General features: G+C 70.3%; 13 protein-coding genes, 3 tRNA genes and 2 pseudogenes. 7 read left to right on the top strand and 11 right to left on the bottom strand.

What is annotated here, in order from left to right; all coding sequences use genetic code 11:
• The first annotated feature begins 14 nt into the window (after nt 1–14).
• Nucleotides 15–1,313 (top strand): RNA polymerase sigma factor, encoded by a 1,299-nt coding sequence (locus ACZ4UV_RS04475; protein ID WP_451022619.1) that lies wholly within the window; start codon nt 15–17, stop codon nt 1,311–1,313.
• Between the two features lie 256 nt (nt 1,314–1,569).
• Here the strand turns inward: ACZ4UV_RS04475 and ACZ4UV_RS04470 are convergent, their stop codons facing one another.
• From ACZ4UV_RS04470 to ACZ4UV_RS04455, 4 genes are all read right to left on the bottom strand, one after another.
• Nucleotides 1,570–3,498 carry an ABC transporter ATP-binding protein gene (locus ACZ4UV_RS04470; protein ID WP_351495084.1) on the bottom strand — a complete coding sequence of 643 codons (1,929 nt, stop codon included), beginning with the start codon at nt 3,496–3,498 and terminating at the stop codon, nt 1,570–1,572.
• On the bottom strand, nt 3,498–5,231 hold the full coding sequence (locus ACZ4UV_RS04465; RefSeq protein ID WP_390040342.1) for an ABC transporter ATP-binding protein: 1,734 nt from the start codon (nt 5,229–5,231) through the stop codon (nt 3,498–3,500). The genes ACZ4UV_RS04470 and ACZ4UV_RS04465 overlap by 1 nt, the downstream gene beginning before the upstream one ends.
• A gap of 164 nt (nt 5,232–5,395) precedes the next feature.
• Entirely contained in the window at nt 5,396–6,850 is a 1,455-nt protein-coding gene (locus ACZ4UV_RS04460) for an FGGY family carbohydrate kinase (RefSeq protein WP_390040344.1), read from the bottom strand.
• A 148-nt stretch (nt 6,851–6,998) separates the two neighbouring features.
• Nucleotides 6,999–7,304 (bottom strand): YtxH domain-containing protein, encoded by a 306-nt coding sequence (locus tag ACZ4UV_RS04455; protein WP_390040346.1) that lies wholly within the window; start codon nt 7,302–7,304, stop codon nt 6,999–7,001.
• A 132-nt stretch (nt 7,305–7,436) separates the two neighbouring features.
• On the opposite strand from ACZ4UV_RS04455, the gene ACZ4UV_RS04450 reads away from it, so the two are divergent.
• From ACZ4UV_RS04450 to ACZ4UV_RS04440, 3 genes are all read left to right on the top strand, one after another.
• Nucleotides 7,437–7,509 (top strand) — tRNA-Asn (locus tag ACZ4UV_RS04450).
• 5 nt (nt 7,510–7,514) lie between these two features.
• Nucleotides 7,515–7,587, top strand: a tRNA-Asn gene (locus ACZ4UV_RS04445).
• A gap of 189 nt (nt 7,588–7,776) precedes the next feature.
• Nucleotides 7,777–7,853, top strand: a tRNA-Ile gene (locus ACZ4UV_RS04440).
• Nucleotides 7,854–8,288: 435 nt separating this feature from the next.
• On the opposite strand, the gene ACZ4UV_RS04435 is transcribed toward ACZ4UV_RS04440, so the two are convergent.
• The gene (locus ACZ4UV_RS04435; protein WP_467835770.1) at nt 8,289–11,756 is read right to left on the bottom strand and encodes a DNRLRE domain-containing protein; all 3,468 of its coding nucleotides are present in this window, start codon (nt 11,754–11,756) and stop codon (nt 8,289–8,291) included.
• Nucleotides 11,757–12,050: 294 nt separating this feature from the next.
• On the opposite strand from ACZ4UV_RS04435, the gene ACZ4UV_RS04430 reads away from it, so the two are divergent.
• On the top strand, nt 12,051–19,244 hold the full coding sequence (locus tag ACZ4UV_RS04430; protein WP_467835768.1) for a ricin-type beta-trefoil lectin domain protein: 7,194 nt from the start codon (nt 12,051–12,053) through the stop codon (nt 19,242–19,244).
• A 34-nt stretch (nt 19,245–19,278) separates the two neighbouring features.
• Complete coding sequence (locus ACZ4UV_RS04425; RefSeq protein WP_451015879.1) at nt 19,279–20,001, top strand: hypothetical protein; 723 nt, start codon at nt 19,279–19,281, stop codon at nt 19,999–20,001.
• A 573-nt stretch (nt 20,002–20,574) separates the two neighbouring features.
• Here the strand turns inward: ACZ4UV_RS04425 and ACZ4UV_RS04420 are convergent.
• The 3 genes and pseudogenes from ACZ4UV_RS04420 to ACZ4UV_RS04410 all read right to left on the bottom strand — a co-directional run.
• Nucleotides 20,575–20,661, bottom strand: a pseudogene (locus ACZ4UV_RS04420) (hypothetical protein); the annotation flags it as partial.
• A 91-nt stretch (nt 20,662–20,752) separates the two neighbouring features.
• Nucleotides 20,753–20,898, bottom strand: a pseudogene (locus tag ACZ4UV_RS04415) (alpha/beta hydrolase); the annotation flags it as partial.
• A gap of 179 nt (nt 20,899–21,077) precedes the next feature.
• Nucleotides 21,078–22,574, bottom strand: coding sequence for an RICIN domain-containing protein (locus ACZ4UV_RS04410; protein ID WP_451015880.1), 1,497 nt, complete (start codon nt 22,572–22,574; stop codon nt 21,078–21,080).
• 383 nt (nt 22,575–22,957) lie between these two features.
• On the opposite strand from ACZ4UV_RS04410, the gene ACZ4UV_RS04405 reads away from it, so the two are divergent.
• Nucleotides 22,958–24,892 carry a glycoside hydrolase family 97 protein gene (locus ACZ4UV_RS04405; protein ID WP_451015881.1) on the top strand — a complete coding sequence of 645 codons (1,935 nt, stop codon included), beginning with the start codon at nt 22,958–22,960 and terminating at the stop codon, nt 24,890–24,892.
• Between the two features lie 271 nt (nt 24,893–25,163).
• On the opposite strand, the gene ACZ4UV_RS04400 is transcribed toward ACZ4UV_RS04405, so the two are convergent.
• From ACZ4UV_RS04400 to ACZ4UV_RS04390, 3 genes are all read right to left on the bottom strand, one after another.
• Nucleotides 25,164–25,352, bottom strand: coding sequence for an NAD(P)-binding domain-containing protein (locus ACZ4UV_RS04400; RefSeq protein WP_451015882.1), 189 nt, complete (start codon nt 25,350–25,352; stop codon nt 25,164–25,166).
• A gap of 255 nt (nt 25,353–25,607) precedes the next feature.
• Nucleotides 25,608–26,021, bottom strand: coding sequence for a PIN domain nuclease (locus ACZ4UV_RS04395; RefSeq protein WP_451015883.1), 414 nt, complete (start codon nt 26,019–26,021; stop codon nt 25,608–25,610).
• Nucleotides 26,018–26,233, bottom strand: coding sequence for a type II toxin-antitoxin system VapB family antitoxin (locus ACZ4UV_RS04390; RefSeq protein WP_451015884.1), 216 nt, complete (start codon nt 26,231–26,233; stop codon nt 26,018–26,020). Before ACZ4UV_RS04390 ends, ACZ4UV_RS04395 begins: the two co-directional genes overlap by 4 nt.
• Nucleotides 26,234–26,249: the final 16 nt, after the last annotated feature.

Here is a 26,249-nt window from a genome sequence, read left to right as displayed (position 1 = left end):
CACACTGGGGTGCGGTGCCTGAGTCCTCGGAGCGCGGCCGGCCCGTCCCGGACGGGTCCCACACCCCCGCCGTTCCACTCATCGCGTACGGGACGGACAGCGGCGAGGCCGTCGTCTCCGCCCCCGAAGTACCGCTGCCGTACCCCCTGGCAGCGATCATCCTGGAGGTCGCCCCCGTGCAGACCCAGACCCTGACCCAGACAGACAGCAGCACGCTCACGGACGAGCCGGAAGCCGATACCGGCGGCCATGCCGGCGTGCCGCCGCAGAGCCGGGCCGCGCTGCACCCCGAGACCGAGCCGGACGGCCCGGCCCCGGAGGAGCTCGCGGCCGACGCCCCCGACGCGGAGCCCGAGCCCGAGCCCGCCGAGCCGCGGGCCGCCGCGCGCGCCGACACCGGCGGTCCCTCCTCGGACCTGTTCCGCCAGTACCTGCGCGAGATCGGCCGCATCCCGCTGCTCACCGCCGCCGAGGAGGTCGAGCTCGCCCGCCGCGTCGAGGCCGGCCTGTTCGCCGAGGAGAAGCTGGGCAGCACCCCCGACCTCGACAGCGAACTGGCGCTGGACCTGGACCGGCTGGTCGTCATGGGCCGCATGGCCAAGCGCCGCCTCATCGAGGCGAACCTGCGGCTGGTGGTGTCGGTCGCGAAACGGTACGTCGGCCGCGGTCTGACCATGCTCGACCTGGTGCAGGAGGGCAACCTCGGACTGATCCGCGCCGTGGAGAAGTTCGACTACGCCCGCGGCTACAAGTTCTCGACGTACGCCACCTGGTGGATCCGCCAGGCCATGTCCCGGGCCCTGGCCGACCAGGCCCGCACCATCCGCGTCCCCGTGCACGTGGTGGAGCTGATCAACCGCGTCGTCCGGGTCCAGCGCCGGATGCTCCAGGAGCGGGGCTACGAGCCGACGCCCGACGAGGTCGCCGCGCACCTGGATCTGGCGCCGGAGCGGGTGGGGGAGGTGCTGCGGCTGGCGCAGGAGCCGGTGTCCCTGCACGCCCCGGTGGGCGAGGAGGACGACGTCGCCCTCGGCGACCTCATCGAGGACGGCGACGCGGCGAGCCCGGTCGAGTCGGCGGCGTTCCTGCTGCTGCGGGAGCACCTGGAGGCGGTGCTGTCGACGCTCGGGGAGCGGGAGCGGAAGGTGGTCCAGCTGCGGTACGGCTTGGCCGACGGCCGTCCTCGGACGCTGGAGGAGATAGGCCGGATCTTCGGTGTGACGCGGGAGCGGATTCGCCAGATCGAGTCGAAGACTCTGAACAAGCTGCGGGATCACGCATTCGCGGACCAGCTGAGGGGCTATCTGGACTGATTGCCGGGTGCGGGTGCGTGGGGGCTGGTCGCGCAGTTCCTCCCCCAGCCTTCGGCCGGGGGTACCCCCAGCGCCCCTTACGGGGCGCTTCGCCCGCCGCTCGTTCCCAGCCACCCTTCTCAGCCGCGGGCAGTCGTGCCGCTGGGGCGGCACGGGTGGGCGCTGGGGGTCCCCCCGGCCGAAGGCTGGGGGAGGCACCCCGCAAGCGCGGGCAAGTGAAACCCCCTGCCCGCGCCCACAGCGTGCCGCACCCGCGTCAGTCCACCTCGGCCACCGCCTGCGCGAACTGTGCCTTGTACAGCCGGGCGTACGCCCCGTCCGCGGCCAGCAGCTCGGCGTGCGCGCCCTGTTCCACGATGGACCCGTTCTCCATCACGAGGATGGTGTCCGCGTCGCGGATCGTGGAGAGCCGGTGGGCGATGACGAACGACGTCCGGCCGTCCGCCAGTTTGGCCATCGCCTTCTGGATCAGGACTTCCGTGCGGGTGTCGACCGACGACGTCGCCTCGTCGAGGACGAGGATCGTCGGGTCGGACAGGAAGGCGCGCGCGATGGTGATGAGCTGCTTCTCACCGGCGCTGACGCCCGTGCCCTCGTCGTCGATGACCGTGTCGTAGCCGTCGGGCAGGGTCCGGACGAACCGGTCGGCGTGGGCCGCCCGTGCCGCCTCCTCGATCTCGCCGCGGGTGACCTCGCGGGAGGCGCCGTACGCGATGTTCTCCGCGATGGAGCCGCCGAACAGCCAGGTGTCCTGGAGCACCATGCCGATCCCGGAACGGAGTTCGTCCCGGGACATGTGGCTGATGTCGACGCCGTCGAGGGTGATCCGGCCGCCGGAGACGTCGTAGAACCGCATCAACAGATTGACGAGCGTCGTCTTGCCGGCGCCCGTCGGGCCGACGATCGCGACCGTGTGGCCCGGTTCCACCGTGAGGGAGAGGTCCTCGATCAGCGGCTTCTCCGGGTCGTACCGGAAGGAGACGTGCTCCAGGGCGACCCGGCCGCGCAGTTCGGCGGGGCGCTCGCCGGGGACCGGGTCGGCCTCCTGCTCCTCCGCGTCGAGGAGTTCGAAGATCCGCTCGGCGGAGGCGACACCGGACTGCACCAGGTTGGCCATGGAGGCGACCTGGGTCAGCGGCATCGAGAACTGCCGGGAGTACTGGATGAAGGCCTGGACGTCACCGATGGACAGGGCGCCGGAGGCGACCCGCAGACCGCCGACCACGGCCACCAGCACGTAGTTCAGGTTCGACACGAACATCATCAGCGGCTGCATGACCCCGCTGTTGAACTGCGCCTTGAACCCGGCCTCGTACAGCGCCTCGTTCTGCTCGGCGAACTGCTGCGCGGACTCCTCCTGCCGGCCGAACACCTTCACCAGGGTGTGCCCGGTGTACATCTCCTCGACGTGGGCGTTCAGCTTGCCGGTGGAGCGCCACTGCTGCACGAAGTGCGGCTGCGAGCGCTTGCCGATGCGGGTCGCGACCAGGAAGGACAGCGGCACGGTGACCAGGGCCACCAGCGCCAGGATCCAGGACACCCAGAACATCACCGCGAGCACGCCGACGATGGTGAGCACCGAGTTGATGAGCTGGCCCATCGACTGCTGGAGGGTCTGGCCGATGTTGTCGATGTCGTTGGTGGCGCGGGAGAGCACCTCGCCGCGCTGCCGCTTGTCGAAGTAGGACAGCGGCAGGCGGGACAGCTTCGTCTGGACGTCCTCGCGCAGTCGGTACATCGTGCGGTTGACGGACCGGTTGACGAGCCGGGTCGCCACCGCCATCAGCAGGCCGGCGACGACGTAGGTGCAGAGCGCGAACAGCAGGACGTTGCCGACCTGGTCGAAGTCGATGCCCTTGCCCGGCGTGAAGTCGGTGCTCCTGAGCATGTCGGCGACCGTGTCCTGGCCCCGCTCGTGCATGCCCTGGAGGACCTGGTCCTTGGTGGCCCCGGCGGGCATCTGCTTGCCGATGACGCCGGCGAAGACCAGGTCGGTGGCCCGGCCGAGGATCTTCGGGCCGATCACGTTGAGGGTGACGCTCGCGACCACGCAGAACAGCAGCAGGTAGATCGTGAGCTGTTCGGGTTTGAACCGGGCGAGGAGCCGTTTGCCCGAGTTCTTGAAGTCCATCGAGCGCTGGTCGGGGCCGCCCCCGGCCATCATGCGTCCCATGGGCCCGGCCATCAGGCAGCCTCCGCTTCCGTGAGCTGGGAGAGCACGATCTCCCGGTAGGTCTCGTTGCCGGCCATGAGTTCGTGGTGGCGGCCGGTGCCGACGACGCGTCCCTCGTCGAGGACGACGATCCGGTCGGCGTCCCTGATGGTCGCCACCCGCTGGGCGACGATGACGACGGTCGCCTCGGCCGTCTCCTGGGCGAGCGCGGCGCGCAGGGCGGCGTCGGTCGCGTAGTCGAGGGCGGAGAAGGAGTCGTCGAAGAGGTAGATCTCCGGGCGCTGCACGAGCGTCCGGGCGATGGCGAGGCGCTGGCGCTGGCCGCCGGAGACGTTCGTACCGCCCTGGGCGATGGGCGCGTTCAGCCCGCCCTCCAGCTTCTCCACGAAGCCCTTGGCCTGCGCCACCTCCAGCGCGTGCCACAGCTCCTCGTCGGTGGCGTCCGGGTTGCCGTAGCGCAGGTTGGTCGCCACGGTGCCGGCGAACAGGTACGGCTTCTGCGGGACCATGCCGACCGTCTGCGCGAGCAGCTTCGGGGCGAGGCCCGAGACGTCCTCGCCGTCCACGAGGACCTGACCGTCCGTGGCGTCGAAGAGGCGCGCGACCAGCCCGAGCAGGGTGGACTTGCCGCTGCCGGTGGAGCCGATCACGGCGGTCACCTCGCCGGGCCGGGCGACCAGGTCGACGGCCTTGAGCACCGGCTCCTCGGCACCCGGATAGCGGAACCCGGCGGCCCGGACCTCCAGGTGGCCGTGGCGGCGCAGCTCGGTGACCGGCGCGAGCGGCGGGACGACGCTGGACTCGGTGTCCAGGACCTCCTCGATGCGCTCGGCGCAGACCTCCGCGCGCGGCACCATCATGAACATGAAGGTGGCCATCATCACGGACATGACGATCTGCATGAGGTAGGCGAGGAAGGCGGTCAGGTCACCGATGGCCATCCCGCCGCTGTCGATCCGGTGGGCGCCGAACCACACCACCGCGATGGACGAGACGTTCACCGTCGTCATGACGATCGGGAACATCAGGGCGAGCATGTTGCCGGTGGCCAGCTGCATCTCGGTCAGGTCCTTGTTGGCCCCGCCGAACCGGCCCTGCTCGTACTCGTCGCGGACGAACGCGCGGATCACCCGGTTGCCGGTGATCTGCTCGCGCAGCACCCGGTTCACCGTGTCGAGCCGGACCTGCATGGCCCGGAACAGCGGGCGCAGCCGGCGCACGATCAGCGTCACGCTGATCCCCAGCACGGGTACGACGGCGACCAGCACCCCGGACAGCGGGACGTCCAGGCCGAGGGCGAGCACGATGCCGCCGACACACATGATGGGCGCCGACGCCATCAGGGTGAACGCCATCAGGACCAGCATCTGGACCTGCTGTACGTCGTTGGTCGTACGGGTGATGAGCGAGGGTGCCCCGAAGTGACCCACCTCACGCGAGGAGAAGGACTGCACCCGGTCGAAGACGGCGGCACGCACGTCCCGGCCGAGCGCGGACGCGGTCCTGGCGCCGTAGTAGACGGCACCGACGTTGCACACCACCTGTGCGAGCGAGATGCCGATCATCAGGGCGCCGAACGTCAGGATGTAGTCCGTGTCACCCTTCACGACGCCGTTGTCGATGATGTGCGCGTTGAGCGTGGGCAGGTAGAGAGTGGCGCAGGTCTGCAGGAACTGCAGCAGCACCAGGATGGAGATGGGTTTCCTGTAGGGCCTGAGATAGGTCCGCAGAAGTCGTATGAGCACGCTACGTCTCTCGGAGTCGGCGGTGGGGTGGGCGGGGTGGTCTGCCCGAAGGGCGGGGTGTTTGCCCTAGGCCCCTATCGTCCGACACTCCACCCGCGTTACCTCAACCGATTAACCCGAGAGCGGACGCCCGGGGACGTGCGCGGCCGTACGCTTCGGGGGGTTTACGCCCGGAACGCCCCCGGATGGGTCTGCTCCCGCACCGAGACGAACTGCTGCCGCACCGCCTGCCCGACCGCCAGCTCGTCCCCGGGCTCCAGGACCTGCGCCGCCGCGCCCTGCCACACCGGTGGCGTCCGCGGGTCCAGCGTCCCCTGCGAGACCCCGAGCGCCCAGGCCGCCTGCCGGGCCGCACCGATCGCCGCGTAGTCCGCCGGCTGCGGTACGACGACCTGCGCGCCGAACAGCATCGGCGCCGCCGCCTGTACGGCCGGCAGCTCGGCGGCCTGCCCCAGCAGGAAGATCCGCCGCACCTCCACACCCCGGCCGCGCAGCACGTCCAGCGCGTCGGCGAGCCCGCAGAGCATGCCCTCGAACGCGGCCCGCGCGAGATGCTCGGCCTTCATCGACTCCCGGCGCAGCCCGGCCAGCGTCCCGGCGGTGTGCGGCAGGTTCGGCGTCCGCTCGCCCTCCAGGTACGGCAGCATGACCAGCCCGTGCGAGCCGGGCGTGGACTTCATCGCCAGGTCGGAGAGGGCCTCCAGATCCGCCAGCCCGAGCAGCTCGGCGGTGCCGCGCAGGGCCCGTACGGCGTTGAGCGTGGTGACGACCGGCAGGTGCATGCCGGTGGCGTCGGCGAGCGAGGTGATCATCCCGGAGGTGTCGGCGAGCGCCTCGGTGTGCACGGCCATCACCGACCCCGAGGCGCCGAGCGAGACCACGGCGTCCCCGAACCCGAGCCCCAGCCCGAAGGCGGCGGCCATGGTCTCGCCGGTCCCCGCGGAGATCAGCAGCCCCTCCGGGGTGGTGCCGGCCGCGTCGGACGGGCCGATCACGTCGGGCAGCATCGCCTGGTGCCCCAGGGCGAGTTCGACGAGGTCGGGCCGGTAACCGCCGGTGGCTGCCGACCAGTACCCGGTCCCGGAGGCCCCACCGCGATCGGTGGTCCTCCGGACCGGCCGGCCGAGCAGCTGCCACACCAGCCAGTCGTGGGCCTGCAGCAGTACGGCGGTCCGGCGGGCGTTCTCCGGCTCGGTCTTCGCCAGCCAGCGCAGCTTGGTGACGGGCTGCGCGGCCTGCGGCACGCACCCCACCGCCTGTGCCCAGGCCTCCCGCCCGCCCAGCGCGTCGATGAGATCGGCGGCCGCGACCTGGGCGCGCTTGTCGCCGCCGACCATCGCGGGGCGGACGGTGTTGCCCTGGGCGTCCAGCGGGATCAGCGCGTTCTGCTGCGCGGACACGCCGATGGCCTGCACGCCCTCCAGGAGCCCGCCGCCGGCGGCCTCGCCGAGGGAGAGCAGCCAGGCCTGCGGGTCGACGTCACTGGGGCGCGCCGCGCCGTCCGGCGTGTCGAGCGGGTGCGGTGCGTATCCCTGGCGGAGCACCGCACCCGTGTCCGTGTCGCAGACCACGATGCGAGTGAAATCGGGTGAGCTGTCCAACCCGGCGACTATCCCCATGACCGAAATTCTGCCGCACGCTCCGCTGTGGTTCGGCCGACGGGCGCCTTCTGGGGTGGGTGCCTTGTGTCGTACGGCGGGTGGGGGCTGCTGGCGCAGTTCCCCGTGCCCCCAGGTCGGACGGGCTGCCCGGCGCCGGAAAGCGCCGTCAGGTGTTGCTGGTACCCCAGTCGTCGCCGGCTGCTCCGTCGGTGTTGCGTTCGCGCAGGGACCGGACCCGGGCCGCGACCGAGTCGGGCATGCGGTCGCCGACCTTCTCGCTCACCGAGTGGATGGCCTTGCCGGCGTAGACGCGGCCCTGCTGGGCGGCGGTCTCGGCGGTGTTGCGGACGGCCGGGTTCTGGGCGACCTGACGGGCCGACTTCTTCAGCTGTTCGTAGCGCTCGCGTCCGGCGCGCGTGCCGAGCACGTAACCCAGAGCGAGCCCGACGACGAACGTGAGCTTGTAACGCATGGCGGCCACCCTTCCGACGTGTGGGAGTACCGATTGGCGGAGCACCCCCCTGCTTGCGCTAATGTATGTGTCGCAGCGAGCGGGCGCCCCCTGGCGAATACCCAGGTAGGTACGTTCGATGCAACGAGGCATTCCTCCGTAGCTCAATTGGCAGAGCAGCCGGCTGTTAACCGGCAGGTTACTGGTTCGAGTCCAGTCGGGGGAGCTCGGTCCTCCGTAGCTCAATTGGCAGAGCAGCCGGCTGTTAACCGGCAGGTTACTGGTTCGAGTCCAGTCGGGGGAGCATGCTGAACGAGGACCCCTGCGGGGGTCCTTTTTCATGTGCGTCGGGCGTCCGTGGGAACCGCCGGGCCTGCGCCGATGTCCTCAAGGTCGTGAACGTCGCAGTTCGCCGACCAGCCGAAGCAGGAGATCGTATGAGCGGCTATGCTGCGGCAGACGGCGCGCACACTTGTACGCGACACGCCGCTATGGGGCGGTAGCTCAGCCGGTTAGAGCAGCGGACTCATAATCCGTCGGCCGTGGGTTCGAGTCCCACCCGCCCCACCACTCGCTGTGCGAGGAGAAACCTTCTGAGCTGCGGCTTTGTCGTGTCTGGCGGGTGGCTCCGCCGGTTTCGTGGAGTCCTGTGCGGGCTCGGCCTGCCTCAGGGGCCGAGCCAGGGGCCGGCGGCCGTTCACTGTGTGGCGTTTTGTCTCGCGTGGGCGATGTCCGGCGCTCGGCACGGGCATCGGGTCAGGGCAGGGCGTTCAGGCGAGTCTGCCGGCCTTGGCGTCGGCGGCGAGTGAGGGGAACCGGTCGCCGCTCATCTGGACGCGTCGGCCGGAGTCCGAGCAGTGTGATCCGCTGCCCGGCGGGGACGCGGGTTGTTCTCGATCCCGACGCGGCGGACGACACCGGAAGGGAATATCCGCCCACGCTCGACGCCGACGCGCACGGGCAGTTCCGTGCGCGTCGGCCTCGTCTGCGGTACCTGGCGATGGGTCAGCCGATCGCCAGCTTGTTCTTCCAGCCGATGCCGTCGCCGTTGCCGATGATCTCCGTACCGGAGCCGCTGAGCGCCGTGCGACTGCCGGTGTAGAAGCGCACGGTGCCATCCACTCTGAGCGTCCAGATGTCGGGGATGCCGTCCCCGTTGGCGTCCGGAGTGCCGAAGACCAGCCTGATGCTGGAGCTGCCCCAGCCCGAGGCACCGTACTCGGTGTCCGCGCCTCCGGAGGAGGCGGCCGCCGAGGCGAGCGAACCGGTGTCGACCCCGCCGGTCGCGGTGTCCTTGATGCCCTTGCGAAGCAGCAGTCGTCCGCTGACATCCGAGCGGTAGACGAAGTCCGTGACGCCGTCGCCGGAGACGTCCTGGGCGGTGACGAGGTCACGCTCGGTCCAGGCTGACGCGGACAGTCGCCGGGCCTCGTCCACCGTGGCGCCGTTGTACCCGATCAGCGCCCACAGCGCGTCGCCGACCGTGAGGAAGAAGTCGGGCTTGCCGTCGCCCGTGGCGTCGCCGGCCGAGACGATCTGGGTGATCGTGGAGGGATCCGGTGCACCGGGCGGCAGCAGGATCTCGTGCCGCTTGCCGATGTCGACGGCACCGTAGCCGTCGCCCGGGTACACCCACAGCTTTCCCGCGCGCACCGCGATCAGGTCCTGCAGACCGTCACCGCCGTAGACGTCGCCGAGGTGGGCGATGAGGGTGTTCTTCCAGTAGCCGGAGGACGGACGGGAGTACAGGGGCAGGTCGTCGCCGTTCGGGTCCTTGTCGCTGTTCTCCTGGTAGGCGCCGGACATGGAGTAGCCGAGGGCGCCGGTGCCCTTGGAGCCGTCGGTGGTGCCCTTGTCCGGGTACATGCGCAGGTTGCCGTTGGCGTCCACGACCATGAGGTCGGGGAAGCCGTCGCCGGTGAAGTCTCCCGGCGCGTCGGCCGCGTCGCGCGGGGTGACGTAGAAGAAGTACTTCCGCGGGTCGGACACGTTCCCGGCGTCGTCCACGGCACGCACGTAGAGCACGTTCGGCCCGGCGAGCGGCGGCTTGGCGCCGGAGTAGGTGGTCAGGGTGGAGGTGGCGGCGCCGTTCGTCCGCGACACGGAACCGCTGTACGAGGCGGAGTTGTAGCCGTACTCGTACTTGACCACGTCGGTCTGCGAGGCCTTGAAGGTGAACGAGCCCGCCGTGCCGAACTTGACGGTGGACCAGGTGGAGTCCTCGTCCGCGTTGCCGAAGCCGTCGTCCTTCGCGTCGGCGTCGGGGAACGTCGTGGAGGTGACCACGGGCGGCGTGGGCCGGGAGCTGTCGAAGACGAACCGGCACGGCGTCTTCGACGGCGTGTAGCCCGATGTCGCCCCGCGCTTGTCCACCGCCTTGACCCGCCAGGAGTACTTGACGCCGTTCTTCAGGCCATTGGTGGAGAACGGGTCGGTGTGCACCCGGGCCGAGTCGGTCTGGCTGCCGACCGTGACCTTGGCCTTGCTGCCCAGCAGGTTCCCGCTGCCGCCGGTCGGCCACAGCTCGAAGCGCAGCGAGTCCAGGTTGGCGTCCTTGTCGCTGCTGTTCGCCCAGAAGGTGATCGAGGACGCGCCGACGTTGACGTAGGGCGAGGTGGTGTCGCAGGACAGGTCGGGGTCGAGGTCCAGGTGGGACGGGGCGGCCGGCGGGCGGTTGTAGACCAGCTCGACGTACGGGTCGTTGCCGCCGTCCGCCTGGAACTTCTTCCACGAGTACGCCGAGTCCTCGTCACCGGCCCGGAAGCCGATGGTGAGGGTGGACCAGCCGTGCGCGATCGCCTTCTGCGCGGCCGGCTTGACGTCGAACGCCTCGTAGTCGTCGGGGCAGCCCGAGGACTTGTAGCCGTGCGCGAAGCTCTTGCTCGCGAGCTTGTTGCCGGCCGTCATCTTCGGAGCGTTGCGCCAGGTCGTCCTGTTGCTGATCGCACCGGTCAGATAGACGTTCATCGTGCGGGCGCTGCACGACCACGAGTAGGTCTCCAGCGCGTGCAGCTTGGCGCTGATGACCGTCGCGCCCTCGAGGTCCGGGTTCCAGTCGATGCTGAAGAACGACCGCGAGGTGCCCCAGGTGTCCGACTCGAAGCCCACGCGCGCTTCGTGGGTGCCCTTGTTGAAGTTGCGCCCGTTGTAGAAGTTCGCGTTGGGGTGGCGGCTGTAGGCGGTGGTCCAGTCGTTGGTGTGCTTGCTGACGGACGGGTCGATGAAGACCGGGTAGACCGTGTCGGGGTCGGTCAGGAAGTCCTGGTCCGGTGTCAGGGACCAGGTGGAGCCGTCGAGGTCGGCCGTGACCAGCGTGCCGCGGGAGTCGGGCTGCGGGCCGGCCAGCGAGGGCAGGTCCAGGGTGGCGGCCGCCCCCGTGTGGGTCGGCTCGGGCGAGGGCTCGGCGGGAACGGACGGCGCGGCGCCCTCGCTCTCGCCGGCCGAGGGGTCGGGAGCCTCGTCGGTCGCGTCGGGCAGCACCTCGTCATCGACATCGCCGTCGTCGCTGTCGTCGACGGAGTCGCTGGGCTCGGGGGAGGCGGTGGGGGACTCCGAGTCGTCCGGTGCGGCACTGGCGTCGTCGGACAGGCTCTCGGCGGCGGTCGGCGACGCGCTCGTGCCCGCCTGACCGTCGGTCAGGGCGGGAGTCCCGGAACTGTCCCACATCAGCGGCGTCGGCGAGATCGCCGCCTCCTCGCCGTCGGCGTCCCGGCCGCTGACGATGCCGGTGGTGGGGTCGAGACTGAAGGTCAGGTCGGGGGAGGTCAGCCCGTAGGCCAGCTGCGCCACCCGTGGATCGGCGGCCGCCTGCCGGGACTTGACCACCAGCAGCTGGGCGAAGCCCCCGTCGTCCGCCGTCAGCACCAGGTCGGCGCCGGGGATGATCTCCGGGTACAGCGCGCGCGAGCCGTCGATCACCGGCGTGGGGATGGTCCCCGGCCAGGTCAGCTGGACGGTGTGCTCCCCGGTGGTGAGCGTCACCAGGGTGGTACCGGTGCCGGCGGCCGCGGTGAGCAGCGAGACCCTGCGCACCCCGGTCCCGCGGTCGGCACGTGCGGAGGCGGTGCGGGAGCCGGCCGAGAACGTGAGACCGACGTTGGTGGCGCGTGGCGACCAGCCGTCTCCGGTGCGGACCAGCGTGGTGTCGATCGACTGCCAGCGGCCGTGGGCCTTGGCGCGGACCGGTGTGGCGTGCACGCGCCGCTGCAACAGCCCGTCGGGCCGTGCCCAGGTGGTCTCGTACGCCGTCCGCAGCGCCGTCACCTCGACCGGCCTGCCGGACCTCGCCGCACGCGAGGCGGCCTCGGCCTCGGTGACCGGTGCGGCCGCGCGGGCCGGGCGGTCGGTGCCGGGGTGCCGGTCCTTGCCGGTGCCGGTCAGCCCGGCGTACGTCAGGCCGCCGACCGTGGCCAGGGCCACGACGGCCGCGGCCGCGGCCCGGCGGGCGCGCGGGCGCCGCCACTTGCTGGTCATGAGCGAGTTTTCCTTCCCCCCTAGGGCAACGGGTGCAGATCATGACCTACGCGAACGCGCCCGTCACGCCTGTGTCTTGAACCGACGGCCGCGGCGGGGCTCCGCGGGCGCCGGAGCATCCCGATTGACGCTCCTTTGACTGTTACATGACGTGATCATTGCCACATGGTCACAGGGAACTCTGGATTTCTTCATGGCATGGACACAGAATCTGGCCGATCTTGAAGTGGCTTCACCTGCGGTCAACCCAGGCGCCACTCCACCTTGTTTCGGGTCGACCGGGGGATTTTCGCCGTGCCCTTCTTCCTGTCCGCGCACCGGCGCAGACGCCGTTCCGCCGTGCTCGCGCCGGTGGCCGCGGCAGTGGCGCTCGCTCTGCTGCCCGCCCAGGCGTTCGCCTCGCCGCCGGACCCCACCACCGCCGACGCGCCGCGCGAGGACGTCGACCTGGTGAAGCTCACCGACGACGAGGCGGTCGCCGGCACCACCCGGGACCCCGGCCTCGACAGCATCCGCACGGACCGGCCCGCCGACCAGACCGAGGCGCCGTCCGGCACCACCACCCCGGCCCCGTCCGGCAGCGTCCCGGTCAGCTTCGGCACCGGCACCACCCAGACCGCCCTGCGCACCGGCGGCTCCGCCACCGCCACGCAGACCGACTACGTGCCCGCCGGCACCCTCCCGGTCAAGCTGGGACCGGCCCCCGACGCCCCCGCCCCCAGCGGCACCTGGCAGGTCGGCGTCTTCGACCGCGCCGCCCCCGAGGCCCAGGGCGTGGACGGCACCCTCGTCAAGGTGACCGCGCCGGCCACCGGCTCGGTTCCGGTCTCGGTCCAGCTGAGCTACCAGAAGTTCGAGAACCTCTACGGCGCCGACTGGGCCTCCCGGCTGCAGTTCGTCCAGTTCCCCGAGTGCTACCTGACCACCCCGGACGTCGAGGAGTGCCAGCAGTACACCGAGCTGGACACGAGCAACGACCCGCACGCCAAGACCGTTACGGCCACCGTCGACACCGCGGCCGACGGGACGGTCAGCCAGGCCGCCGCGAGCGGTCCCGGCTCCGCCGGCTCGGGCGTCGTGCAGGCCTCCTACGCGCAGCCGGCCGCCGCGAGCGGCGACAGCGCCGTGATCGGGGCCGTCGACTCCGGGGGCGGTCCGGCCGGCACCTTCAAGGCCACGCCCCTGACGACCGACGGCAAGTGGGCCTCGGGCGACTCCTCCGGCGCCTTCACCTGGTCCTACCCGCTCCAGGTGCCGCCCGCGCCGGCCGGCCCCCGGCCGGAGATCTCCTTCGACTACAACTCACAGGCGGTGGACGGCAGAACGGCCACCTCCTCGCCCCAGTCGTCCTGGATCGGCGAGGGCTGGAACTACGACCCCGGGCACATCGAGCGCCGCTACCGCACCTGCAAGGACGACCGCGAGGACACCGCCGCGGGGGCGCCCAACAACAAGGACAAGAAGTACAAGACGTCCGACCTGTGCTGGGTGTCGTACAACGCCGTGCTGTCGCTCGGCGGCAGGACCACCCAGCTGGTGCGGGTCGGCGAGACCGACAGCTACCGGCTGGAGAAGGACGACGGCACCAGGGTCGTGCTGAAGACCGGCGGCGACAACGGCGACAACAACGGCGAGTACTGGGTCGTCACCACCACCGACGGCACGCAGTACTACTACGGCCTGAACAAGGTGGGCGGCGGCCATGCCGACACCGACTCCGTCTTCACCGTCCCCGTCTTCGGCAACCACCCGGGCGAGCCCTGCCACAAGGACGCCTTCGCCGACTCCCGCTGCACCGCGAGCGACGGCACCAAGCAGCAGCAGGCCTGGAGCTGGGGCCTGGACAAGGTCGTCGACGTGCACGGCAACACCATGGTCGTCACCTGGCACAAGTCGACCAACTACTACGCCGTCAACAAGAAGTTCAAGACGCCCGAGAAGTACGTCCGCGGCGGCTACCCGGACACCATCGAGTACGGGATGCGCCCCGACAGCCTCACCAGCCCCGCCGCCAAGATCGTCTTCGACGCCGTGCAGCGCTGCGTGGAGACCGACGGTTCCTGCGCCGCCGACAAGTTCGACGACACCAAGAACCCCGCCTCCTACCGCCCCTGGTGGGACAGCCCCGGCAACCTCAACTGCAAGTCCGACTCCAAGCTGTGCCCGGCCTTCCCGTCGTTCTGGATCCGGATGCGGCTGGGCACGGTGACCACGTACGCCGCCCGGCCCGGCAGCAGCGGCCTGGCCCGCGTCGACACCTACACCCTCCACCACTCCTTCCCGCGCGACTGGTACAACACCTCGCCCGGACTGTGGCTGGACTCCGTCACCCGCACCGGCTACGCGCCCGGCGACACCACCGGCACCCTGCTGACCACGTCCGGCGTCAGCTTCGGGCCGTACGTCGTCAGCAAGGACGACCCGCTCGGCGGCTACCTCAAGGACCAGCAGCTGCCCAACCTGGTCCCCCGCTACAAGGGCGACCCGCGGCCCGGGTTCACCCGGCCCCGCATCGGCACGGTGTCCACCGAGAACGGCGGTGACGTCGAGGTCGTCTACCGCGGCGGCTGCCGTACCGAGCCGTCCATCGACCCCGCCGACAACCACGGCACCTGCTACCCCGTGCGCTGGTCGCCGGACGCGGAACAGGCCAAGCCTCCGCTCGCCTGGTTCAACAAGTACGTCGTCGACTCGGTCACCGAGACCGACAAGATCTCCGGTGTCTCGGACCGCGTCACCACCAAGTACGCCTACAGCGACGCGGCCTGGAGCCAGGACGACGACGAGCTCACCAAGCCGAGCCTGCGCACCTACAGCGTCTGGCGCGGCTACCAGAAGGTGTCCACGTACCGCGGTGCGAAGAACGGCGGCACCACCGTGGGCGTCCCGCAGACCCAGTCGTACGGTGTCACCCGCTACTTCCGCGGCACCGGCGGCGAGGTGAAGGACTCCACCGGCACCGTCACACTGGCCGCCGCCGACGCACCCCAGTACGCCGGCATGGCCGCCGAGACCCTCACCTACGACGGCACCGGCGGCCGGCTCCTCAACCGCACACTGAACTACCCCTGGTCGCACCAGACGGCCTCCCGCACCCGGGACGGCGGACTCGACCCGCTCCTCGCCCAGCAGGTCGGGGTCCGGCGCACCGACGCGATCCAGACGGTCGACTCCAGTTGGCAGGCGGTGCGCACCGAGACCGAGTTCGAGACCGACCACGGGCTGCCGTGGCAGGTGCAGACCGCCGTCGTCAAACCCGACGGGAGCGGCGAGAAGCTCAGCGACTACACCTGCGCCCGCACCGACTACGTCAACAACGAGGACGCCAACCTCATCGGCCTGCCCAAGCAGGTCCGGATGACGGCGACCTCCTGCGACGGCTGGGCGACCGCCGACCCGGCGACCCAGCTGATGAACGCCACCCGCACCAGCTACGACAACGGCGCCTGGGGCGCGACCCCCACCAAGGGCCTGGCCACCAGCACCGCCACCCCCGACGGCACCGGCGTCGGCTACTCGGTGGTGACCGGCCGCAGCTACGACCCGCTCGGCCGGCCGCGCAAGATCACCGACCCGCTCAAGGGCGTCACGGAGACCCAGTACACGCCCGCCGACATCGGCGGACCGGTCACCGCGATCAAGACGATCAACCCGAAGGGACACACCAGCACCACCACCTACGACCCGGGCCGCGGCCTGGCCCTGACCGTCACCGACACCAACGGGCACGTCTCCCGCAGTGAGTACGACGCGCTGGGCCGGCTGACCAAGGGCTGGTCGGCGTCCCGCTCCGCGGGCGACCAGTCCCCGGACGTGATCATCGGCTATCAGATGGCCGCCGTCACCTCCAGCACGACCAAGCCCACCGCGGTCACCGTGCAGACGATCAAGGACGACGGCACCTACAGCAAGCAGGTCACCCTCTACGACGGCCTGGGCCGCAAGTTCCAGGTCCAGAGCGAGGCGCACGGCCCCGGCCGCGTCGTCGTCGACACCCGCTACGACGACCACGGCCTGGTCCGCGAACAGACCGGCGACTACCTCGCCAAGGGCGAGCCGGAAGCCGCCCAGTTCAAGCCCAGGAGCCCCAGCCTGGTGCCGAGCATGACCCGGACCGCGTACGACGGCCGGGAGCGCCCGGTGAAGACGACCGCGCTGCACAGCGGCACGGCCGTCTACTCCGACACCACCAGCTACGGCGACAACTGGACGCTCGCCAAGCCCGCCGGCGGAGCCACCCCGGCGACGAAGACGACCACCGACGCCCTCGGCCGGGCCACCCGCGTCCAGCACTTCACCAACAAGGACCTCAGCGACTGGCGCAGCACCTGGTACGGCTACGACGCCCGGGGCAACCGCACCTCCGTCAAGGACCACCAGGGCAACCTCTGGACCTACACCTACGACGCGCGCGGCAGGCTCAGCACCTCCACCGACCCCGACCTCGGCACCTCGTCCTTCGAGTACGACGACCTCGACCGGCAGACCAAGGCGTCCGACGCGAACCAGAAGACGACCTACACCTCCTACGACGCCGTCGGCCGGGTCACCTACGTGCGGGAGGGCTCGCCCACCGCCACGCCGGTCAAGGAGTTCACCTACGACCTGCCCGGCGCGGTCGGCAAGCCCGCCTCCTCCATCCGGCACGACGCCACCGGCGACTACGTCGACTCGGTCACCGGCTACGACAGCGAGTACCGGCCGACCGGACGCGAGATCGTCGTCCCCGCGCAGGCCGACACCACCGGACTCGCGGGCACCTACCGGTACGAGTACACGTACACGCCCACCGGCAAGCCGCTCAGCGTCACCCTGCCGGCCGTCGGCGGCCTCGCCAAGGAGAAGGTCGTCACCCGCTACGACAGCGACGGCCTGCCCCAGTCCACCTCCGGCCTGACCTGGTACACCTCTGACGTCACCTACTCGCCCTACGGCGAGCCCCTGCGCACGGTCAGCGGAGCGCAGCCCTACCGGGTGTGGACGACGAACTTCATCGACGAGCACACCGGCCGCGTCCAGCGCACGGTGTGGGACCGGGAGACCGACAGCTCCCACCGGATCTCGGACTCCTACTACTCCTACGACCGGGCGGGCAACGTCACCTCCAGCGCCCGCAAGCAGACCACCGGGTCGACGAGCACCTGGGACACCCAGTGCTTCAGCTACGACTACCTGGGCGAGATGGTCCAGGCCTGGACCTCCTCGGAGGCCGTGGGCACCGCGGGCACCGGCTGCAAGTCCGCGAGCGGCACCGCCTGGGGCTACCGGCAGGACGGCCAGTCCTCGGCCGGCCCCATCGCCGAGGCACCGGACTCCGCCACGGACGCCACCGCGCCCGACAGCGACATGGCGGCCTCGCTGACCGCCGCCGCACCCGCCGCCGGCACGGTCTCCACCGACACCACCGCCTACTGGCAGTCCTTCACCTTCGACGCGATCGGCAACCGGGCGAGCCTCACCGAGCACGACCCCGCCGACACCGCCAAGGACGTCAAGAGCGTCTACGGCTACGGCACCCAGGGCACCGGCGGCACGCTCGCGCAGCCGCACACCCTGACCAGGGTCACCCCGGCCACGGGCACCGCGTCCAGCTACACCTACACCGCGGCAGGCAACGCCGAGACCCGGACCCTGCCCGGTGGCACCCAGAGCCTCCTGTGGAGCGCCGAGGACAAGGTCACCGAGGTCAAGGGCTTCGGCGACGGCGCCGGAGCGGTCGTCGGCCTGTCCGGCAAGTGCCTGGACGACGCCGGCGGTTCCAACGCCGACGACAACCCCGTCCAGCTCTACCGGTGCAACAACTCCCGCGCCCAGCAGTGGCGGACGACCGGCGACACCCTGCGGATCTTCGGCAAGTGCGCGAGCGCCTCCGGCACCGCGAACGGCACCAAGATCCTGCTGGCCGCCTGCGACGGCGGCAGCGCGCAGAAGTTCACCGTCCGCACCTCCGACAAGAGCCTCTACAACCCCGCCTCCGGCAAGTGCGTCGACGTGCCCAGCTCCAACGACGCGGACGGTACCGACCTGCAGCTCTACACCTGCAACGGCAGCGCGGCCCAGCAGTGGACGCCGGCCGACCGCACGTCGTACGTGTACGACGCCGCGGGCAACCGCCTGCTGGAGCACACCGCCGCGGGCAGCGTGCTCTACCTCGGCGAGACCGAGGTGAGCGCGGACACCAAGGGCAACATCGTCGCCGCCTCGCGCGGTTACTCCCACTCCGGGGCGCCCACCGTGGTCCGCTCCACCAAGTACGGCAGCACCACCGGTCACCGGCTGAGCATCCTGCTCACCGACCAGCTCGGCACCGCCACCACCACGGTGGACGAGTCCAGCGGACAGCCTGTCACCCGCCGCTTCTCGAAGCCCTTCGGCGAGACGCGCGGCAGCCAGCCGTCCAGCTGGCCCGACCGGCGCTCCTACCTGCGCACCGGAATCGAGGACACGGCCACTGGCCTGACCCACCTCGGCGCCCGCGAGTACGACCAGTCCACCGGCCGCTTCCTCTCCGCCGACCCGGTCATCGACCCGTCCGACCCGCTGCAGATCAACGGCTACTCCTACGCCGACAACAACCCGGTCACCAAGAGCGACCCGGACGGTCTGCAGGCCATCGAGTGCTGGGAGGGCACGGCGGTGTGCCGCAACGGAGTGCCCGTCGCGGCAGACCCCCCGAAGGAGATCAAACCGGAGCACGCGCTCACCCAGCGCACGGTCAGCGGCCGCCAGGTCATCTACGACGAGCGCGGCGTCCCGCACACCCTGGGCGGGCAGTCGAATATCGCCTCGGAGAAGGTCGCGTTCGACTACATGAACGAGGACCTGCGCAACGGCGGCAAGTACTACGACGGTTCCAAGAACGGCAGCGGCTCCCGGTACCTGTGGCAGGACGACAAGGGTGTGATACCCAGGAAGGGGTTGATGCACGGCCCCAACGGCGACCATGTCGCGGCCGGTGCCACGGCGGACTACATCAAGGTCACCTGGAAGAACGGCAAGATCGTGGCCGTCGACATCTGGGACGCCAACGAGAGCAACGCCAAGGTGTTCAACGCCGACGACGTCGCCAAGACGGTTTCCAACAAGATGAACACCACCAGCACCGGCAAGGGGCAGACCCAGAACGTCGTCTACGTCGCCAAGAGCCAGGCCGAGGCGGAGGCGATCCGGGACAGGTTCGTCGGCAACAAGCACGTGCGCGTGATCTGGCCGGACGGTGCTTTCGACACGCAACGCGTGCAGCCGCTGGTCCGCAAGATCAACGGCGGGACCGTCCGGATCACCCCTGGTGAGGTCACCGAGAAGGCTCCCAGCCTGCCCGATGCGCCGTCCGAGCCCAGGACGGGCGGGGCAGGAAGCCGGGTGGGCAAGCTCATGGGCGGTCTCGGGGTGATCGGTGACCTCTACATGATCTGGGACGCCACCCGGTCGTGGCAGCGGGGCTGTGACGGATGGCTCGTGTCCTGTGACCCGCCGCCGATGATGTGACCATGAGCGTCGGGAACAGACCGAGGAAAGGGCTATGGCGAAAGAGCGAGTGACGGTGTGCGTCCCCCCGTGCGACCCGGGGGACGTCGTCCGGGCCATCGGCGCGGCGATGGCGCCGTACGACTACAACCGTGACGCCGGCGTCGGCGATCCGGACGGCGAGACCTGGTGGGACTACTGGCAGGTCGACGGCGGGGGCTGCGAGTTCCTGGTCGTCCCGGGGCACGAGGGCGACCCGCGCCTCGTCCGGGGTGCCAAGACCCTGTCCGGAGAGCCGCGCAACGTGCCGCCGGCACTGTGCGACGGCGGCCCGCGAGCGCTGCTGGATCTCGAAACGCCGCGGGCCCGGGCGGCCGCCGGGGCCCGCAGGGCCTTCGAGGCATGGCAGGAGTTCGCCTCCGCCTACCCGCCCGGCCGTGCCTTCGGGGACTTCCGGGCCCGGCACCTCGCCGACCCCGGGAGCTATTCACCGATGCAGGCCGTGGAGGACTACCGAGCTCAGCCGGTCATCGCGGCGTTCCTGGACAACCCGGAACTGGAGGAGATCGTGGGCGGCGACCCGATCGCCCGCCTGAGCGGCGACCTCGACGGCCTGGTACGCCACGCCATGGACTCCGCCCTGCCCTCCCACGCCCTGCTGACCCTGGACGGACGCTGGCTGGACATCGCAAACGCCGAGCGGCGCCGCTACTTCAACCACTACCTCGACGCACTTCCGGCCGACGCCTACGCCGTTCGCGTGCTGTACCACGGATGAGGTCTGCGTCCGTGAGTGGGCCATGCAGGAGAGTGAATCCTTACGCTGTCTGGCGGTGCTCTGCATGGTCACTGTGAGGTTCCGGTCCGGCGACTCGGACCGGAGCCTTTGCGCGTTGGAAAGGTGATCCGCTGCGCACCGGTTTCGGACGCGCTCGTCAGGCTGGGCGGACGCCGGCCGGCGCGGGCTCATGGCATTGATCAAAGACGCTCAGGGGCCGGCGGACGTCAAGGTTGGGACGCTGATGGGACGCAAGGAACCGGAAAGGTGCGTCCGAGCCCTGGGCTTGCGCTGCTCCGGCCGTGGTCAGCGGACTCGGTGCGACGTGCGCCGGGCTCCAGGATGCTGGGCAAGGTCTGGGCCGCTGGTGTGCTGCCGGGGCCGGGGAAAACAGTTCAGAATCAGCTCGCCGACTCCGAGGGCAGCCTGGGCCCAGTTGGTGCGCTGCATGACCTGGCCGGCGGTCTGGGCGAAACCGGAGACGGCGTTGCTGAGGGAGCTGGACCAGCTGGCGCCGGTGGGGTCGCTGCCGGTGACCGGGTCGTTGCCGCTGTAGTCGTAGCCGGAGATCTGCGAGGGGTCGGAGGATTCCAGGAGGGGGTCGAGAGAGACGAAGCGGCCCGTCTGTGCGTCGTACTCGCGGGCCCCGAGATCCTCCAGGCCCGTGCCGGAGTCCGCGATGCCGCCGACGTATCCCTTGTCGCCGGGCCAGGGGGCGTCCGGCGGTCCGTGATCGGCGCGGATGTCGCGCTCACGCGATGCTGCGCGGGGCAGAGGCCATCAACTCGATGGCCTCCTTCCCGGCAGGCACCGGTCCGGCGTGGGTGAAGTGGCGGTCGACGCCGTCGAAGACACGGTGGGTGACCGGCAGACTCCCGCGGCCTCCAGAGCCTTGGCGGTTCGTCAGACGGGTGAACGACGTGTGCGGCACCGTGCCGGCGGCGTCCTCGATGCCGGTCGGACGCGACTCGGTGAGGCGGTCCTGCCGCCGGGGCTTGTTGTGGAGGGCCCGCAGCCCGTCATGATGTGCCGAGAGGGCCGCCGTGAAGTGCGGCGGCCCTCTGGGTGGTGGTTCGTCAGGACATCGTCCACTGCTGGCTGGTGGCTCCGGTGCCGGTCAGCTGGACGACGCCGGCGCCCGCGGTGGTCGAGGAGGAGTCCACCCCGATGTTCAGCCCGCTGTTGATGTTGACGAGCATGAACTTCGTGCCGGTGAGGCTGCCCACGAGGTCGGCGGCGAACTGCTGGTTGGCGCCGCCGTTGCAGGTCCACTGCTCCAGCTGGACGTTCTCCGCGGTGGACTTGTTCGGGACGTCCAGGCACAGGCCGCTCTTGACGCTGACGAGCGTGTAGACGTTGTCGGCGACCCGGTTCAGCGTCCACTTCTGATTGTCGCCGCCGGTGGACTGCCACTGGATGATCTTGCCGCCGCTGGTCGTCGAGCCGCCCGAGACGTCCATCAGCATCGAGCTGCCGGCGTCGGTCAGCGTGTGCACCGCGTTGGTGGGCACACCGGAGACGGGCGTCCAGGTGCCGGCGCTGGTGTCGAGCGACCAGCTCGGGTACTGGCCGAGGTTGACCACGGTGCCGCGGATGGTCAGCGGCAGCCAGATCAGCTGGGAGTTGCCGAGGTCGCCGGTGTTCCACCGGTCGCCTGCGTAGATGTACGTGGTGCCGGAACTGCCCTGCACGGTGATGATGTTCGCCGTCTGGCTGTTGTACGTGTGGGTGCCCGGCGCCGCGAAGTTCCGCATCGTCGCCCATGGCCCGCTCAGCGAGGTGGCGGTGGTGTAGACGTTGTCGTTGGTGCTCCAGCCGGTCAGGTGGGAGGCGAGCAGGTAGTAGGTGCCGTTGCTCTTCACCATCGCGGGCGCCTCGTAGCTCGCGGAACCGCTGCTGCCCAGCAGGGCCACGCTGCTGTCCACGGAGAGGTAGTCGGCGGAGAGCTTGTAGATGTGCAGGCCGTTGTTGCGGTCCTCGCTCAGCAGGTACCCGGTGCCGTCGGTGTCCTGGAAGAGGTTCATGTCACGGCTCAGGTTGCCCATCGGGCGGAAGCTGCCCCGGTAGCTGTAGGGCCCGCAGGGGGTGCTGCTGGTCGCCACGCCGACCCGCGCGTCGCCGTAGCTGGTGCTGTCGATGTGCATGTACATCACGTACGTACCGGTCGACGCGTTGTAGATGACCTTCGGTCGCTCCACGATCCGGCTCGGGCCCAGGTCGCCGCTGGCCTGCTTGGCCAGTGCCACGCCTTGGTACGTCCAGCTGGAGAGGTCGGTGGAGGTGTAGCAGGGGATGTCCTGGAAGGACGTGTCGGACGAGGTCTCCCCGGTCTTGTCCTCGCCGAAGCCGTACCAGGTGCCGCCTACCTTGATGATGCCCAGGCCGTGCAGCTGGAGCGTGTTGCCGTTCTGGTCGGTCCTGGTGGCGCCCAGGGTGAAGGAGACGGTGGCGGCACTGGCGGGCGCGGCGGGCAGCAGCACTGCCACGATGCCTGCGAGCAGGGTGAGGAACGCGGCGGCGGTCGCCCGCAACCGGCCGTGCGAGGGTCTGTGGTGGGGTGCTCGGTTCGGCATGCTCTGCCTCTCCTTCGAGGTGCTGACATGACGTCGTCCGCGCGGCGCGGGTGCCTGGCGGCTTGCGGGAGGGGGGAGTTGAGGCCGCGAAGGGTGGCAGACGCGGCGAACGCGCGGCAGCGGATGCGACGTTCAGTGGGAAATGAGAGCTTCCTGTTCGTCGGGGTGTCAAGAGACGCGATCGATTTTGTTTATTCATGACGGAACCGAAGGGGTGAGGGGTGGTCGGTGGGGATTTTTCCGGTCGGAACGGTTGACCCTTCAGAGAGCCTGGGCGTACAACTGCCCGGTGCCGATCGAAAGCGTTCGTAACTGTTCGTTTGTGTTGGGGCAACTCGGGGCGGCCGCCGACTCGGGTCCCATCGATGGAGAGGGGCACCGCCATGGAGGTTCCAGCACGCCCGGTGTCCCGGCGGGGACTGCTCAAGGGCGCGGCTGTCGCCGCCGGCGCCGCCGCGGTCGGGATCGGTACGACGGGCACGGCCGCGGCGGCGGACGCCTCGGTCACCGCGACGGCCCCCGACGGCAGTACCACCATCACGATGTCGCTGACCGGCGGCGTTCTGACCTGGTCGGCCAAGCGCAGGGGTGCGACCGTCGTCGACACCGCGGCCTTGGGCCTGGAGCTGGGCGACGGGACGACGCTCGGCCGTAGCGGCACGGTCATCACCAACTACCAGCACTGGACCGTCGACAACACCTGGACCCCGGTCTACGGCCGCAACGCGACCGTCCGCGACCGGTACCAGGAGATGCGCTGGAACCTCCAGGACACCGCCACCCTGATCAACTTCAGCGTCCAGATCCGCGCCTACCCCAGCGGTGTCGCCTTCCGGTACGTGCTGCTCGACAGGGGCACCGCCACGGTCACGGACGAGCTGACGACATTCGTCTTCCCCGACGGCACCCTCGTCTACAGCGCCCGGGACGAGGACGCGTACAACCCCGTCGCCCCGGGCTCGATCCCGTCCACCGGGACCTCCGGCACCGACACCGGCCCGCTGACCGACCTTCCGCTGACCGCCACGTACGCGAGCGGCGGGCTGATCGCCTGCGTCTGCGAGTCGTCCCGGGTCAACTTCCCGCGGCTGATGCTGTCTTCGGTGTCGGGGCAGCCCGACGCCCTCGCCGCCCACCTGATGGAGCACACCGCCCGCGGGAGCGGGACCGTCCAGACGGCCTCCACGGTGACCACCCCGTTCGCCACCCCCTGGCGCGCGGTGGTGACCGGCTCCACCCACGCCGAACTGGTCGACAACGCCGAGCTGGTGCTCAACCTCGCGCCCGCAGGCGCGCCGGCCGACACCTCGTGGATCAAGCCCGGCAAGGTCTTCCGCTGCAACCTGACCACCGCCGACGGCACGGCGGGCGTCGACTTCGCCGCCGCTCGCGGGCTGCAGTACATCGAGTACGACGCCGGCTGGTACGGGCCGGAGGGCAGCACCACCGACGCGACCGAGCCGATCGACGCCATCGACCTGCCGTCGGTGATCTCCTACGCCACGGGCAAGGGCATCGGGGTCATCCTCTACGTCAACCGCATCGCGCTCACCAGCCCCGACAGCCTCTTCGCCCTCTACCGCGGCTGGGGCGTCGCGGGCGTGAAACTGGGCTTCATCAACGACGGCACCCAGGCCATGACCAACCAGATCACCGGCTGGGCGAAGACCGCGGCCGCGCACAGCCTGCTGATCGACATGCACGACGACGTGCGGCCCTTCGGCTACGAGCGGACCTACCCCAACTGGATCAGCCTGGAGGGTGTGCGGGGCAACGAGCACTTCCCGGCCGCCTCGCACAACGTCACCCTGCCGTTCGCCCGGAACATCGGCGGGCCGATGGACTACACGATCTGCTACGGCCAGTCGCGCGACCGGACCACCAACGCCCACCAGATGGCGATGGCCGCGGTCTACTACCAGCCGCTGAACTTCCTCTACTGGTACGACTCGCCGTCCAAGTACGCCAACACCGCCAACTGGCCCGGCCTGCCATGGTTCGACGCCATCCCCACCACCTGGGACGAGAGCCGGACCCTCGATGGATCGATCGGCCAGTACGTCGCGGTCGCACGCCGCAACGGCTCCACCTGGTACCTGGGGGCGATGACCGACGAATCGGCCCGGACGCTGTCGCTCCCGCTGTCCTTCCTCGCCGACGGCACCTGGACGGCGACGGTCTACGCCGACGGCACGCCCGGCACCTACGCTTATCAGACTCCCGTCGTGAAGAGCACCCGGACCGTCACCTCGGCCACCGTGCTCAGCGTGGCCATGGCCCCTGCCGGCGGTCAGGCGGTGGTGCTGAAACCGAACTGACGCCGGTCCCGGCCGAGGGTCCATCGCCGCCGGCCCGCTGCTCGGTCCAACCCTTTGGCACCGGCACCGGCTCTGATTGTCAGGCGAGTGCGCGGTCGGCGGTGAGCTTGCGGGGGGTTTCGGCGAGCAGCGTGCGCAGCCGCGCCTTGGGCAGCGGGACGCCCGGGTCGTCGGAGGGCGGCATCTGCGCCGGAGCACCGGAACGGATGGCTTCGGCGAGCGTGCCCCAGCCGGCCCGCGTGGCGTCGGGGTCCGTGAAGTACGGCGCCGTCTAGGGGTCGGTCTCCGGCTCGAAGCGCCAGCTCTCGGCCAGGGGGCCGGTGTCGACGGTGTCGAAGCCCAGCCGGCTGATCAGGTCGGCGGCACTGGCCTTGGCCTGCGGGTCGTCGCCGGCGATGGGCAGGGCGGTGCGGTCGGCGGCGCCTTGGGGGCGGGCGAGTGCGGGGATGTGAAAGTCCATGATGTTGTTGAACGCCTTGACCAGCTTCGCGCCGGCCAGGTGCTCCTGGACGAGTTCGCTGGTGGTGGTCTGGCCCGAGTCGAGAGGATCGAGGAGCGGGATTCAGCAGCCGTCCCGCATCGACCGGGCTGTGAGACCGGTCGTCGGCCTCGGCGACGTACGTGGAGCCGGACGGTACGTTCTCGACGGAGTCGTGCGCGGGTCCGATTCGGTCGCGGCGGCGGACATCGCGGTGTCGGGCGCCACCGGCGGGCGTTACCGTCTGAGGTCGATCGCCTGTGCCGGTTGGCCCGTCGTCCGGGCGATGGTTTCGAAGTCGCGGTCGTAGTGGAGCAGGGTGAGTCCTGCCTCTTCGGCGGTGGCGGCCACGAGGAGGTCGACCGGGCCCGCGCTGCGGTGTTCACCCTTCGCGGTGAGCTGTTCCTGGATGACCCGGGAGCGACGGTAGACACCGTCGGGAATGGGGCACCACGTGTAGTGGGCGTCGAGTGCCGTCTTCAGGAGCGCGCGGTCCGCGGCCGAGCGGGCGGAGTAGAGGATCTCGAGTTCGGTGACGTCGCAGATCGCGACGAGGCCTGCGGCGATCCTGTCGTCCCACTCGGTGGTGTTCTGGCCGAGCAGGACGCGGACGAGGGCGGAGGTGTCGATGAGGTAGTCGGCGACGGTCACGGCCGGTACTGCGTCTTGTCCAGCAGTACGTCGATGTCCAGGGCGCCGTCGGCTACCAGTTGCCGGGCGTCTTCGAGCGCGCGCAGGCGCCGGTAGCGGGCGGTGACCTCGCGCAGGGCGGTGTTGATCGTGTCGCGCTTGGTGGTGGTGCCGAGTTCCTTGGCAGCTGCTTCCAGTGCCTCGTCGTCGAGGTCGATGACGGTTCGGCTCACAGCGACTCCCTGTGTA

This window comes from Streptomyces sp. NPDC028289 (genome assembly GCF_055565975.1).
This window is presented reverse-complemented; position numbering and strand designations above follow the sequence as displayed.

Coding starts and splice junctions, on each gene's coding strand:
- ACZ4UV_RS04455 (WP_390040346.1), bottom strand. CDS start 7,304: ATGCGTTACAAGCTCACGTTCGTCGTCGGGCTCGCTCTGGGTTACGTG.
- ACZ4UV_RS04435 (WP_467835770.1), bottom strand. CDS start 11,756: ATGACCAGCAAGTGGCGGCGCCCGCGCGCCCGCCGGGCCGCGGCCGCG.
- ACZ4UV_RS04405 (WP_451015881.1), top strand. CDS start 22,958: ATGGAGGTTCCAGCACGCCCGGTGTCCCGGCGGGGACTGCTCAAGGGC.
- ACZ4UV_RS04410 (WP_451015880.1), bottom strand. CDS start 22,574: ATGCCGAACCGAGCACCCCACCACAGACCCTCGCACGGCCGGTTGCGG.
- ACZ4UV_RS04425 (WP_451015879.1), top strand. CDS start 19,279: ATGGCGAAAGAGCGAGTGACGGTGTGCGTCCCCCCGTGCGACCCGGGG.
- ACZ4UV_RS04460 (WP_390040344.1), bottom strand. CDS start 6,850: ATGGGGATAGTCGCCGGGTTGGACAGCTCACCCGATTTCACTCGCATC.
- ACZ4UV_RS04470 (WP_351495084.1), bottom strand. CDS start 3,498: ATGGCCGGGCCCATGGGACGCATGATGGCCGGGGGCGGCCCCGACCAG.
- ACZ4UV_RS04400 (WP_451015882.1), bottom strand. CDS start 25,352: ATGGACTTTCACATCCCCGCACTCGCCCGCCCCCAAGGCGCCGCCGAC.